Annotated in this window: 8 protein-coding genes; 6 read left to right on the top strand and 2 right to left on the bottom strand. The window is 71.0% G+C overall.

What is annotated here, in order from left to right; all coding sequences use genetic code 11:
• Nucleotides 1-30: 30 nt before the first annotated feature.
• Together G3A44_RS23260 and G3A44_RS24070 are read right to left on the bottom strand one after the other, a co-directional pair.
• The gene (locus tag G3A44_RS23260) at nt 31-2,460 is read right to left on the bottom strand and encodes a methyl-accepting chemotaxis protein (RefSeq protein WP_203561354.1); all 2,430 of its coding nucleotides are present in this window, start codon (nt 2,458-2,460) and stop codon (nt 31-33) included.
• Between the two features lie 28 nt (nt 2,461-2,488).
• Complete coding sequence (locus tag G3A44_RS24070; protein WP_163457312.1) at nt 2,489-4,579, bottom strand: methyl-accepting chemotaxis protein; 2,091 nt, start codon at nt 4,577-4,579, stop codon at nt 2,489-2,491.
• A gap of 284 nt (nt 4,580-4,863) precedes the next feature.
• Here G3A44_RS24070 and G3A44_RS09685 point away from each other — a divergent pair, with 284 nt between their 5' ends.
• From G3A44_RS09685 to G3A44_RS24245, 6 genes are all read left to right on the top strand, one after another.
• Nucleotides 4,864-6,039 carry a methyl-accepting chemotaxis protein gene (locus tag G3A44_RS09685; RefSeq protein WP_163457311.1) on the top strand — a complete coding sequence of 392 codons (1,176 nt, stop codon included), beginning with the start codon at nt 4,864-4,866 and terminating at the stop codon, nt 6,037-6,039.
• Nucleotides 6,040-6,145: 106 nt separating this feature from the next.
• The gene (locus G3A44_RS09680) at nt 6,146-6,511 is read left to right on the top strand and encodes a response regulator (protein WP_163457310.1); all 366 of its coding nucleotides are present in this window, start codon (nt 6,146-6,148) and stop codon (nt 6,509-6,511) included.
• A 46-nt stretch (nt 6,512-6,557) separates the two neighbouring features.
• Nucleotides 6,558-6,821 carry an STAS domain-containing protein gene (locus G3A44_RS09675; protein ID WP_163457309.1) on the top strand — a complete coding sequence of 88 codons (264 nt, stop codon included), beginning with the start codon at nt 6,558-6,560 and terminating at the stop codon, nt 6,819-6,821.
• A 35-nt stretch (nt 6,822-6,856) separates the two neighbouring features.
• Nucleotides 6,857-9,151, top strand: coding sequence for a chemotaxis protein CheA (locus tag G3A44_RS09670; RefSeq protein WP_163457308.1), 2,295 nt, complete (start codon nt 6,857-6,859; stop codon nt 9,149-9,151).
• Between the two features lies 1 nt (nt 9,152).
• Complete coding sequence (locus G3A44_RS24065) at nt 9,153-11,387, top strand: methyl-accepting chemotaxis protein (protein WP_163457307.1); 2,235 nt, start codon at nt 9,153-9,155, stop codon at nt 11,385-11,387.
• A gap of 40 nt (nt 11,388-11,427) precedes the next feature.
• The gene (locus tag G3A44_RS24245) at nt 11,428-13,947 is read left to right on the top strand and encodes a methyl-accepting chemotaxis protein (RefSeq protein ID WP_203561353.1); all 2,520 of its coding nucleotides are present in this window, start codon (nt 11,428-11,430) and stop codon (nt 13,945-13,947) included.
• Nucleotides 13,948-14,052 lie beyond the last annotated feature (105 nt).

The raw sequence follows: 14,052 nt of genomic DNA, 5'->3' as shown, positions 1-14,052 counted from the left end.
GGAGCCCGGCCCTGCGGCCACCGCCGGCCTTCAGCCCGGCTGGCCCAGGGCGTTGGAAGACGCCGTCTCGCCCGGCTCGCCCCAACCGTCGAACCCGCCGCTGTCGTCCGCCTCACCGACCTCACCGACTTCACCGACTTCACCGACCTCGCCCGCCGCCATGCCGGCCAGACCGGCCGCGGTGCCGAGGGCGGCAGTCCCCAGGGCGCCTCCCGGGCGCCCTGCCTCGTCGTCGTCCACAGCCTCCGCCGGGCCCTCGCGGTCCTGGAGCGCCTCCGCGGAGGCGGCGGTCCGCACCACGCTGCAGCCCAGGAAGCCCCCATCGCCCAAGCCGGTGACAAAGCCGGTCTTGTGCACCGCCACCTTGAGCTGCGCGTCGGGGCCCTCGTACTCCACCCAGCCCTCACCATGCTGACCGATGACCTTGCGCGCGCGCCGCAAAAATTCTTCCACCTTGGGCCAGTCCGCCGGGAAAGTCTCGCGAGCGCTGCGGCCCACCCAGTCAGGCGCGGGGCCGAACACCAGGTAGCGGTCAGCGTCATCAAACCCGAAGAGGTAGAGCCCCCCTTGCTGGAAGCGGCCCCCGGTCTGGTGGAAGTCCTGCACCGCCTGCTGCCAGCCCACCTCCTGCACATGGGTCAGGGCAGCGCGCACCAATTCGCGGGCCTCTTCGGCGCTGGCCTGGCGCAGCTGCACCGCACGCACCGAAGCGCGCAAGCCCTGGCCCTGCCGTGCCAACTGCAGGGCACCACGGTCGAACTGCATCGACAGCCGGCTGGCCAATTGGGCGTGCTCCTTCACCTGCGCCAGGCCAGACTCGGCCTGCTGCAATTCGTGCTCCTGGGTCTGGCGCAGGGTCTGGCCCTGCTCCAGGCTGCCGCTGAGGTCCGCCGTGCCATGGGCCAGGTCCTGGATGGCCACCCGGGCGTGCTCAGTCAAAGTGCGAGCCTTGCGGGTCTGGTCGGCGGTCTGGGCCAGCGCCTGCCCGATACGGGCCGCGGCTTCAGCGCAGCGGCCGGCCAGCACGCGCACATCCCCGGCGACCACGCTGAAACCCCGTCCGGCCACGCCAGCCTTGGCCGCCTCCACCGCGGCATTGAGCGAGAGCAGGTGGGTCTGGAAGGCAATGTCGTCGATGGCCGCGTTGATCTCGGCCACCGTCTTCATGCTCTCCTCCAGCGCCACCACGGTCTGCACGCCCTCCTCCATCACCTCCCGCCCCTGGTCGGCGGTTTCGCGCAGACCGCGGGTGCGCCGCGCCAGACGCTCCCCCAGGTCATGCTGGGCCCGGCAGGCATGGGACAGGCGCCGCTGCGCCAGCGACATGCGGCGCATCTCGCCCACCATCTCCCCCAGCACCACACTCAGGGACGCGCCGTCGCGGGCCATGTCCTGCCCGGTCTCGTCCACCCGCAGGGCACAGGTGCGCACCTCGGCCACCAGCTCTGCCAGCCGCTGGGTCATCCGGTCCAGCGAGGTGTGCAAGGGCTGCAGGTCCACCAGCAGCGGGGCCGCGTCCACCTCGCCCCGCAGGTCCCCCTCGCCCAGGGCGCGCACCCGGCCGCGCAGCGCCACCACGCTTTCGCCCAGCTGGCGCTGTAGCTGCCGCGCCTGCCAGGCGGCCAGCACCAGAAGGCCCACCACCAGCGCAGAACCGGCAAGCAGGCCGGACCACATGGTCCACCACTGGTGCTCGGCGGCCTGCTGCGCCAGGCTGAGGCTGCCCTTCATGAACGCCAGGGCCTCCGCACGCAGGCCCTCGACGGAAGCTTCCGCCCCCCCCGCACGCTCCAGATGCAGCTGACCATGCGCCTGGGTCAGGGCCTCCTGCAACAGGGGCCAGTTGGCCGGCAGCACCGCACCGGCCGAGCGCAGGGCATGCACGCCCAGGCCCAGCTCCAACTGCAGCGGCTCCAGCAACATCCCCAGGGCCTGCCAGTGGGTCGGGTCCTGGCCATCCGTGGCCTGCAGGGTCCGGATCTGCAGGAGCAGCGGCAACAGCCGCTCCAGCGCCAACCGCCCCATGCGCAGCTGGGGCTCGGACTCCAGCTGGCCCACCGGGCTGTACGCCAGCAGCTGCTCGACGGCGGTCAGCCCTAGGGCCTGGCCCCGTACCCAGCCCGAGGCCTCGGCCACCGGTACCTCCACGCCCAGGGTCTGGAGTCGAGGCGCGTGGGCCTGCAGGTCCTGCAGAGCGGCGCTCGCCTCGGCATCCGTCTTGCCCACCTGGCGGTTGCCCGCCTCCACCAGCGTGAGCAGGGACTGCAGCAGCTGCAGATCCTGCCGCTGGAGGCGCCAGGCGGCATGGCGTTCAACGACCTGCCAGACCTGATAGGTCAGCAGCAGGAGCACGGGCACCGCCATCAGGACCAGCAGCAGCTGCAGGCGGTACAGCAGGCTGGAGCCCAGCCAACCGTGTTGGCGTCGGCGCAGCCAGGCGAGCGGGAGTCGCAGGGTCATGGGGGAGTCCTGTGGCCGGAGTGGGCGGTCAATCCAAGGCAAAGTGGCGCACCGAGCGGCGCAGGGCGTCGCCCTGATCGCGCAGGGCCTGGGAGGCCTGCGCCAACTGGTCGATGAGGCGGGTGTTCTTGTCGACGGCTGTCTCCACGTCCCGGGCGATGGTCAGCACCTCGGAGGTCTGGGACATGCCCTCGCGGGTGGCCTGGACCACCGAGATCATCACGTCGTCGATCTCACGCATGGCTTCATCGGTGTGGCGCACACAGGCATCGGCCCGCTCGGCCAGCACGCCGCCGTCGCCGATGTCGGCCACCGAGGTGGCCACGATGTCGCGGATGCGCTGGGCGGATTGGCCGCTGCGCTCGGCCAAGGCCCGCATTTCCTGGGCCACGACAGCAAAGCCCTTGCCGTTCTCGCCCGCGCCAGCGGCCTCCACCGAGGCGTTGAGCGACAGCAGCTTGGACTGGAAGGCAATCGTTTCCATGATCCCGACCATTTGCGCAATTTCCTGGCTGCGGGCCTGCAGGCTCTGCATGCGCTCCTGCAGCTGGGCCATGGCCTGGCGGCTGCGGCGGGCCTCCACCCGAGCCTGCCGCACCTGTTCGGTCACCAGCTCCACCGCGGTGGCGCACTGGTCCATGCGCTGGCAGGAGTCCTGGGCGCGGGTGGACACATCGCCCATGGCCGAGCGCATGCTGCCGGTGCGGTTGGCCAGGCCGGCGTTGCCATTGGCCACGTCGCGTGAGGCATGCGAGACCGCCGCCACGCCCTGGTGGACGGCGTCCATCAGGCTGGCCAGTGAGTGCATGCCGCGGTCCAGGGTGCGCAGCGACAGGCCGATCTCGTCTTTGCCAAAGCCGGTGCCCTGGCTGCGCAGGTCACCGCGGCCCAGGCGCTCGATCTGCTCGCGCAGCACACGCAGTCCGCCGCGCATCACCAGGTGGTTGCTGTAAAGGAAATAGGCGGCCAGGGCCACCAGCAGCAGCAGCATGCCGCCCACCTGGCGAACGTGGCGCTGGTGATCGGCCTGTTCACGCACCATGGCCTGCTGCCGGTGCTGCTCGAAAGTCCTCAGCAGTTCGCCGGCCACGGCTGGCAGGGTGGACCCGCTGGTCGCGCGATCGCCCCCTTGGGCAGCCGCCACGTCCAGCCGGTCGAGCAGCTGGTGCCAGCGTTGGCGCTCGTCCACCGACATGTCGGGCGAGGCCCAGAGCTGGGCCCGCAAGGCTTGGGCCGCCAAGGCCAGCCTCAGGGAGGACCCATCCACCGCCGCCGTCGCCGCCATCGCCGTGGCAGCCGTTGAAGGCGCCTGGGCTCGGTCCGCCGGGGCAGGCAAGGCCGACGGCGCAGCCACCGTGGCCGCCTCCGCTTCTGCGGCGGCCATCGGCGCGGACGCTGCGCCGGCCGCCTCCACCGCAGAAGCGGCCAGGGCCGCAGACGGCATCGCCACAGCCGCCGAAGCCACATCGGTTGCCGGCACCGCCACGACCGCCGGGCCCACCGCCGCAGCGGCCGAAGCCGCCGGTGACGGCATCAGCAACCACAGGCCGGCCAGCGCGCCTTGCGCAGAGGCGCCGGTGACCTCCCCGGAAGCGGCCGCGGCGGCCAGGGCCGACTTCAGCCGCACCAGATGCTCCAGCACCACCGTCACGGCGGCGGGTTCCACTTGGCCGCGCCCGCCCGCCACATCGCGCAGGACGGCCTGGAGCGGCCCCACCAGCGGTTCGGCGCGCAGATCGCCCCAATCACGCAGGCCGTCCAACAAGGCCTGGGTGGCGGTGAGGGCCGCCGCCGGAGCCGCGGATGTGTTGGACGGGGCGGCGGGGGCAGATGCCATGGCCTGCCACGCCTGGGCGGCGGTGGTGGCCTGGGCCTGCAGCTCGGCCAGCCGCACCGCCTGCGCCAGGGCCTGCGAGCGCGCATCGGTCTGGGCCAGCCAGTGCAGCCCCGCCCAGGCAATGGGCAAGGCGACCAGCAGGGCGACCACACCGTCCTTGGCGTCCATGGACAGGTTGCGCATAAGGCGCACGCCGGGCGAAGACAGGCCGTGGTAGCGGAAGTAACCCCGCAGGCGGGTGAGCCAGGCCTTGGCGGGCGAGGCGTTCAGACTGAACTTCATGGAAGAGGGTCCGTCCTGTCCTGGAGTTGGGCGGCTGCCGGGGCCTGGGGGCGGCCCCATGCGCCGGGGTACACCCAGGCGCCATCCGGCGTGACACCGATGCTAGGCAGACGGTGACGCCAGGAGCCGGCGAACTGCTTGGTAAAGCCATGTTTCATCGGCTCATGTATCGGCGCTCCCGAGCCGAAGATGAGCCAGAACTTTCATGCCGCCCGGCCAGCCTGGGCGGTGCCCACCTGGCATCAGGGCGGCGCCAACGCCCGATGTCACCGCTGCCGCCGCCCATGACGCCTGCCTCGCCTTCCTCCAGCGCCACCAGCCGACGGCCCGACATGGCCCCCTACCGCTCCCTGGCCGGACTGGCGCTGTGCGGCACGGCGGTGCTGCTCGCCACCTGGGCCGGAGACTGGCCCGGCGGCGCCGTCGCCCTGGTGCTGTGCCTGGCCATCGGGCTGTGGCGTGAGCGGCACGTGCGGGCACGCCAGGACATGCTGCAGGCCATGGCTGCCGCCCAAGCCCAGGACGTGGATGCCGGGCCACAGGGGCCTGCCGCGCTGGTGTTGGCCCGCCAGGTGCTGCCGGTTTGGGAGCGCCAGGTGCAGGGCGCCTCGCAGTTCGTGGAGCGCTCGGGCATCGAGCTGGTGGAGCGCTTTGCCAAGATCAGCGCCCAGCTCGACATCGCGCTGGCCGCCAGCGCCAGCGCGCCCGACCTGGCGCCGGGCGCGCTGGACCAGCTCATCGACAACCACCGCAGCGAGGTGGACCGCCTGCTGCAGGCCTCGCAGCGCGCACTGCAAAGCCGCGATGAGGCGGCCACGGCCCTCACCCAGGTGCAGCACAGCGTGGACAGCCTGACCGCGCTGGCAGCCGAGCTGGTGGCCATCAGCCGTGCCACCCAGATGCTGGCCATGAACGCCTCGGTCGAAGCCACCCGCTCCACCGAAGGCGGGCACCGCTTTGCCGTGGTCGCCCGGGAAGTGCGGCAGTTGGCGACCCAGTCGCGGGAGGCGGCTTCGCGCATCTCACGCCAGATTGCGCTGATCAAGGAGCAGACCGACCTGGCCCGCGCCACCGCCCGCACCAGCACCGACACCCCGGCCGACGTGGCCGAGCACATCGAGGCCGAGGCACGCACCCTGGTGCGCGCGCTGCTGGGCAGTCTGGCCGAAACGGCGCGCAGCTCGCGCACGCTCCGGCAGGCGGGCAAGGACGCGCAGCGCCATGTCGAGGACGTGATGATGAACCTGCAGTTCCAGGATCGCCTCAGCCAGATGCTGGGCGTGGTCACCTCGGACATGGGCCGCATGCAGGCCTGGCTGCGGGGGTCGCGCGACGAGGCCGCGCTCAACCCCTCGGACTGGCTGGCCCGGCTGGAGGCCAGCTACCCGATGGAGGACATGCAGGCCATGCACCACGGCACGGGCACTGTGGACAAGGACACCGGGGTGGAGTTCTTCTGAGGCGTGGTGGCCCCTCGCCGCCCTCAGCATGACCACCCCTCAACTTTTGCAGCCGCTGGCCGAAACACAGCGCCAACGGCCCGATATCCGAGGAAGGAGCAAACAAATGGCCAAGACAATTCTGGTGGTGGACGACTCCGGCAGCTTCAGGACGGTGGTCAAGCTGGCCCTGCAGAAGGCCGGCTATGTGGTGGCCGAGGCGGTGGACGGCAAGGACGCCATCACCAAGCTCGATTCAGCCAAACCCAATCTGATCGTGTGCGACGTGAACATGCCCAACATGGACGGGCTGAGCTTCGCGCGGCACGTGAAGGCCAGCCCGGCCTACCGCTTCGTGCCCATGATCATGCTGACCACCGAGTCCCAGGAAAGCAAGAAGGCCGAAGGCAAGGCCGCCGGCGTGCGGGCCTGGATCACCAAGCCCTTCCAGCCCTCGCAACTGGTGGATGCCGTGGCCCGGCTGTGCCCCTGAGCCCCGGGTCCCACCTGCCCCGCTACCCCACTGACGGGAGGTCCGCATGAACCCCGAACTGGCGCTGGATGGGCGCCTGACCATCCACATGGCCGCCGATCTGCAGACCCGCCTGGCCTTGGCCCTGGCCGGTGGCATGGAACGCCTGGACCTGCGGGCCGTCGACGAGATCGATACCGCCGGCGTGCAGCTGTTGCTGGCCTGCGACCAGACCCTGCGTGCGCAGGGAAGACGCCTACAGGTGCTGCACCCGTCGCCGCCCGTGGTGGAGGTGCTGACCCGCTATGCCGTGGACGGGCTGATGTCCTGACCCCGCCGCCCCACCGCCCCAAGGAGCACGCAAGCATGCATGCCGACGAAGAGATCCTGGCCAGCGTACGCGCCGGCTTCCAGCAGGAAGCCCAGGAAATGCTGGCCCAGTTCGAACAAGCTTTGCTGGATCTGGAGGGCCGGCCCGGCGACACGGAGGTGATGAACAGCGCCTTCCGCGCCGCACACACCATCAAGGGCGGTGCGGGTCTGTTCGGCTTCGAGGCAGTGGTGACTTTCACCCATGAGGTAGAGAGCCTGCTCGATGCCATGCGGTGCGGCCAGCGCCAGCTCGACGAGCAGGTCATGGGTTTGCTTCTGCAGGGCAGCGACCAGATGAAGGCCTTGGTAGCCGCCGTCGACCAAGACGGCCAGGACGCCACGCTCAATGAGCGCAGCCACGTGTTGGGTGGTCAGCTGCGCGCCCTGCTCCCTACAACGGCGGGCGAGTCCGCCCCTGCGGCCGCCCCCATGCCCGCCTCTGCCGCGCCCATCGCTTCTGCCGCGGAACCAGGCGTCGGCGCCGGCCAGGAGCCGCTGTGGCACATCTCCCTGCAGATGGGACCCGATGCCCTGCGCAATGGCTTGGACCCTCTGTCCTTCATCCGCTACCTCGACACCCTGGGCAAGGTGCAGGGCCTGCGCACGTTGACCCACCGCCTGCCGGGCCTGCCGGAGCTGGACGCCGAGGGCTGCTTCCTCGGCTTCGAGATCCGCTACCGCACCGATGCCGACCGCGCGATGGTCGAGGGCGTCTTCGACTTCCTGCAGGACGACTGCGACCTGGTGGTGCTGGCCCCGGAGGCCAGCGCCCAGGACTACGAGGCCTTGCTGCAGCACCGCACCCCCGACGGCGGCGCCGAGCGCGAGGCCCTGGTGGCGCATTGGCAGGCCCTGGCCGGGCCGGACCGGCCCGCCTTCCACCTGCAGGCCGCCGCCACGTCCGCGGCCCCCAAAATCGCACCGCCGGCGGTCCCGGCCGCGACCGCCACCACCCATGCCCCGCCCGCGGCGTCCGTCCCGGCGCCCGCACCCACGCCCACACCGGCTGCTGCGGCCGCTGCCACCCCGGACGCCGAGCGCCGCGCCGGCCCGCGCGACCGGCGGGCCGCCGAGGAGATCCGCTTCGTGCGGGTGCGCGCCGACAAGCTCGACCGCCTGATCGACCTGATCGGCGAGCTGGTCATCGCCAGCTCCGGCGCCCAGCTGGCCGCGCAGACCGAGGCGGTGAGCACGTTCCTGGAGTCGGCGCAACGCATCGCCGACCTGGTGGAGGAGGCCCGAGACGGCGCGCTCAGCCTGCGCATGGTCCCCATCGGCGAGACCTTCAGCAAGTTCCAGCGCGTGGTGCGCGACCTCTCCAAGCAACTGGGCAAGGAGGTGGAACTGCAGATCACCGGTGGCGACACCGAACTCGACAAGTCCATGGTCGAGACCATCTCCGACCCGCTGATGCACCTGGTGCGCAACAGCATGGACCACGGCATCGAACCCGTGGAGGAACGCCAGGCCGCCGGCAAGCCGGTGCAGGGGCGGCTGGCCTTTCACGCGTATCACGAGTCGGGCTCGATCGTCATCGAGGTCAGTGACGACGGCCGGGGCCTGAACCGCGAGCGCATCCTGCGCAAGGCGCTGGAGCGTGGCCTGGTGCCGCCAGACGCCGCGATGGACGATGACGCGGTCTACCAGCTCATCTTCCTGCCGGGCTTCTCCACCGCCGAGCAGGTCACCAACGTCTCGGGCCGCGGCGTGGGCATGGACGTGGTCAAGCGCAACATCGAGTCGCTGCGCGGCCAGATCCATGTGGCCAGCACGCCGGGACGTGGCGCCACCATGCAGATCCGCCTGCCGCTGACGCTGGCGATGATCGACGGCTTCCTGACCACCGTGGGCGAGGTGCACTACGTGCTGCCGCTGTCGGTGGTGGCCGAGTGCATCGATGTGCCCCCGGAGGTGGCCGCCGAACCCGAGCGCACCGTGGGCAATTTCGACCTGCGCGGCGAAGTGCTGCCCTACCTGGACCTGGCCCGCTTCTACGGTGTGGCACCGGCGCAGGTGCGCCGGCGCAGTGTGGTGGTGGTGCGCGACGGGCACCTGCGCATCGGCTTGGTGGTGGACCGTCTGCTGGGCGAGCACCAGACGGTGATCAAACCCCTGGCCGGCCTGTTCCGCCACCTCAAGGCCCTGGCCGGCTCCACCATTCTCGGCTCCGGCGCCGTGGCGCTGGTGCTGGACCTGCCCGGGCTGGTGGCGGCCGCTACCCGCCGACCGCATGCCGGCGGCGGCAGTGTGCCCTCCCCCATCCACGCCACCCACCCGGAAGCCCACTGAGATGAAGAATCCCCTGCGCCATTTGCGCCTTTGGCAGAAGTTCGCTCTGCTGGGGGCCCTGGGCGCCTTCATGTGCGCCGTGCCGCTGACCCTGGTCGTCAAGACACAGACCGAGTTCCTGACGGTGGCGCAGGACGAGGACGCCGGCTTGGACCCGTTGCGCGTGGCGTTCAAGTTGCTGCAGCAGTGGCAGCTGCACCGGGGCTTGTCGGCCCTGGCGCTGGGAGGGGATGCGAGTGTGGAGGCCGAGCGCCGCAACCGCGCCGCCGCGGCGCAGGGCCACTTGGCCGAGTTGGGCCGCCAACTGCAGGGCCTGGGCTACCGCGAGGCCCTCTCCCTGCACGGAGAGCTGAGCCGCCAGTGGGAACAGCTGGCTGCCCAGGTGGAAGGACGCAACGTCGCCACACAAGACAGCTTTGCCCGCCACAGCGAACTGGTGCAACGGCTCTTCACGCTCATCGAGCAGGTGGCCGATGCCTCGGGCCTGTCGCTGGACCCGGTGGCGGAGTCCTACTTCACCATGACCGCACTGACCGACCACCTGCCCCGCCTGACAGAAGCCGCGGCCCTGGAGCGTGGCCGGGGCGCCGCCCTGCTGGCCAGCGGCCAGCCCACAGAGCGCACCCTGGCCGAGCTGCGGGCCAGCACCAGCGCCACGCTGTACCTGCAGGCCAGGGCGCATGGCCAACTGGCCAAGGCCTTTGCGCTCGACCCGGGCCTTCGCGAGCGCATCGGGCCGCAGGAGGCCCAGGCCACCGAAGAACTGCGCCGGTTCCAGAAGCTGACCCAAGACCAGTTGCTGAGCGGAGCGGCCGCCACGGTTTCGGCCACGGACTACTTCCGCGCCGGCACCCAGGCGGTGGAGGCCCAGCTGCGCTTGGTGGAGGCCGGCGCTGACGGCCTGGAAGACCTGCTGCACGACCGCATCCAGGCCGCTCGCACCGCCCGCAACACCCTGTTGCTGGGCCTGATGGGCCTGGCGGCGCTGGCGGCCGTGCTGTCCTGGGCCATCACCCGCTCCGTCACCCGGCCCCTGGGCCGCGCGGTGCAGGCCGCGGACGCCGTGGCCCGCGGGGACCTGGATTTCGACATCGACGACCGCGGCGGCGACGAAGCGGGCCTGCTGCTGGCGCGCTTTGCACAGATGCAGCGCCAGCTGCGGGAACGCCGCGAGCATGACGCCCGCCAGCTGGAGGCCACCGAGACCCGGCGGGCCGCGGCCACCCAGGTCGCGCAGGAGATCGGCAACGCTGTGCAGGCCGCCACCCAGGGCGACTTCACCCAGCGTATCCCGCTGCAGGACAAGGAGGAATTCCACCGCCAACTCTGCAGCCAGTTCAACCAGCTGATCGACACCATGAGTACCACCATCGAGCAGGTGCGCGCCTCGGCCGAACAGCTCACCTCGGCCTCGGCCCAGGTGTCTTCCACTTCCCAGTCCCTCTCGCAGGCGGCTTCAGAACAGGCCGCCAGCGTGGAGGAAACCACCGCTTCCTTGCAGGAGATCGCCGCCTCGGTCAAGCAAAACGCCGACAACGCCCACATCACCGACGGCATGGCCAGCCAGGCCTCGCGTGAAGCCACCGAGGGCGGCGAAGCCGTGGGCCGCACGGTCGAGGCGATGAAGTCCATCGCCACCAAGATCTCGATCATCGACGACATCGCCTACCAGACCAACCTGCTGGCCCTGAACGCCGCCATCGAGGCCGCCCGCGCCGGCGAGCACGGCAAGGGCTTTGCCGTCGTCGCCGCCGAGGTGCGCAAGCTCGCCGAGCGCAGCCAGGTGGCCGCCCAAGAGATCGGCCAGCTCGCCGGCACCTCGGTCAGCCTGGCCGAGAAGGCCGGCAACCTGCTGGCGCAGATCGTGCCGTCGATCAGCAAGACCAGCGAGCTGGTGCAGGAGATTGCCGCGGCCTCGGGCGAGCAGTCCGGTGGCGTGGCCCAGATCAGCTCGGCCATGGCGCACCTGAGCACCACCACCCAGCAAAACGCCTCGGCCTCTGAGCAGCTCTCGGCCACCGCCGAGGAGCTTTCGGCCCAGGCCACGCAGCTGCAGGAGCAGATGGCCTTCTTCCGCCTGGCCTCCGACGCTGCCCCCACGGCCACCACCCGGCGGCCGGTCGGCACGCCGCCCTCTGGTGGCGCCGCGGCCTTGGCGGCACGGCGGCTGGCCGCCGCCCACACCCGCCGCACCGCCCCGGCGGAGGTGGAGGAAGCCAGCTTCACCGCCTTCTGACCCCCGCCTCCACCGTCACCGCCACCCCAGGAGACCCACGATGTTCAATTTCAAGCAGCGCCGGCAGGACGAACTCCTGCGCCAGACCTTCCTCTCCCTCAGCACCCCGGTGCTGGTGACCGACGAGCAGTTGCAGGTGACGCAGCTCAATCCGGCGCTCGCCACGCTGCTGGACGGGTTGGATGCCGATGTGCGCGGCCCCCAGCGCGAGTTGCGGCCCGACCGCATGGTCGGGCGCCCCCTGGCGCAATGCCTGGGCGAGGTGCCGGCCCTGCGCCAGGGCCTGGAGGGGCTGTCGGCCCGCCCCAGCGTGCTGCTGCAAGGCGGACGCCACCGCGTGCGGGTCACGCTCAGCCCGCTGATGGAGGCCGGCCGCACCGTAGGTGCGGTGGCCGAATGGACGGACCTGTCGGCCGAGTGGGCCCTGGAGCAGCGGCTGCAGCAGGCCCTGGCCCAGCCCCTGGCCGCCGCCGCCGAAGGCCGCCTGGACCTCCGCACCCAGCCTGAAGGCCTGCCCGAGCCGCTGGCCGCCGCCGCCCTGTCCGTCAACCGCCTGCTGGAGCGGGTGCAGGCGCTGCAGGCGGACCTGAACCTGGTCTCACGCGAGCATGAGCTGGGCGACATCGACGTCTTCCTGGACCCGGCCCGCCACCCCGGCGAGCTGCGCGCCATGGCCGAAGGCATCAACCAGCTGGTGCAGGCGCACATCGCCGTCAAGAAGTTGGCCATGGGCGTGGTCAAGGCCTTTGGCGAGGGCAACTTCGACGCCCCGCTGGCCCCCCTGCCCGGCAAGAAGGCCTTCATCAACGACACCATCGAGCGGGTGCGAGCCAACCTCAAGGGCCTGATCGCCGAGATGAACACCATGTCGGCCGAACACGACCGCGGCGACATCGACGTCTTCATCGACACCCAGCGCTTCCAGGGCGACTTCCGCACCATGGCCCAGGGCGTCAACGACATGGTCAAGGCCCACATCGCCGTCAAGAAGCTGGCCATGGGCGTGGTCAAAGCCTTTGGCGAGGGCGACTTCGACGCCCCGCTGGCCCCCCTGCCCGGCAAGAAGGCCTTCATCAACGACACCATCGAGCGGGTGCGAGCCAACCTCAAGGGCCTGATCGCCGAGATGAACACCATGTCGGCCGAGCACGACCGCGGTGACATCGACGTCTTCATCGACACCCAGCGCTTCCAGGGCGACTTCCGCACCATGGCCCAGGGCGTCAACGACATGGTCAAGGCCCACATCGCCGTCAAGAAGCTGGCCATGGGCGTGATCAAGGCCTTTGGCGAAGGCAACTTCGACGCCCCGCTGGCCCCGCTGCCCGGCAAGAAGGCCTTCATCAACGACACCATCGAGCAGGTGCGCAGCAACCTGAGGGCGCTGATCGCCGACTCGCAGCACCTGGCGCAGTCGGCCCTGGCCGGCGAGCTGGAGGTGCGGGCCGATGCCCACCGCCACCACGGCGACTTTGCCCGCATCGTCCAGGGCATGAACGACACGCTGGACGCGGTGGTGACGCCGCTGCGCGACGCCATGCAGAGCCTGTCGGCCATGGAAGGCGGCGACATGACCCGCCCCATGCAGGGCCACTACGCCGGCGCCTTTGCGGAGCTGAGCCAGACGCTCAACAACACCCAGGCCAAGCTGTCCCGCACCCTGGCCGACGTGACGGCCGCCGCCGACGCGCTGAACTCGGCCGCCAGCCAGGTCTCGGCCACCTCGCAGTCGCTGTCCCAGGCGGCTTCGGAGCAGGCCGCCAGCGTGGAAGAAACCACCGCCTCGCTGCAGGAGATGGCCTCCTCGGTCAAGCAGAACGCCGACAACGCCAACGTGACCGACGGCATGGCGACCAAGGCGGCGCAGGAGGCCACCGAAGGCGGCAACGCCGTGGGCCGCACGGTGGAGGCGATGAAGTCCATCGCCACCAAGATCTCGATCATCGACGACATCGCCTACCAGACCAACCTGCTGGCCCTGAACGCCGCCATCGAGGCCGCCCGCGCCGGCGAGCACGGCAAGGGCTTTGCCGTCGTCGCCGCCGAGGTGCGCAAGCTCGCCGAGCGCAGCCAGGTGGCCGCCCAGGAGATCGGCCAGCTCGCCGGCACCTCGGTCAGCCTGGCCGAGAAGGCCGGCAACCTGCTGGCGCAGATCGTGCCGTCGATCAGCAAGACCAGCGAGCTGGTGCAGGAGATTGCCGCGGCCTCGGGCGAGCAGTCCAGCGGCGTCACCCAGATCACCACCGCCATGGGCCACCTGAGCACCAGCACCCAACAGAACGCCTCGGCATCGGAAGAGCTCTCGGCCACGTCCGAGGAGCTGTCCGGCCAGGCCGCGCAGCTGCAGGAGATGATGGCCTTCTTCCGCGTGGACCATGGGGGGGGCCACAGCGCGGGACGCACCGCCCACGCCGAGCCGCACCGCGCGACGGCGCCGCGCAACCGCCCCGCCGCCGCGGCCCCGCAACGCCGGGTCGACAGCGGCGCGCGCAGCTGGTCGCCCAGCGCCCACGGCAGCAGCAACCACGGGGTGGACGAAAGCGCCTTCACCACCTTCTGAGGTCACGCCCCGACCGCCGGCGCCCAACCGGCGGCCGGCGGCAGGTCCACCGCTGCATCCGGCCTCCAGTCTGCGCACCCGCAGCCGAAAACCCTAGTAACCCGG

Origin of the sequence: Ideonella livida (genome assembly GCF_010499455.1) — a bacterium.
Taxonomy (GTDB): Bacteria; Pseudomonadota; Gammaproteobacteria; order Burkholderiales; family Burkholderiaceae_C; genus Ideonella; species Ideonella livida.
The sequence above is the reverse complement of the archived record's forward strand: the minus strand, read 5'-3'. Positions and strand labels throughout refer to the sequence as shown.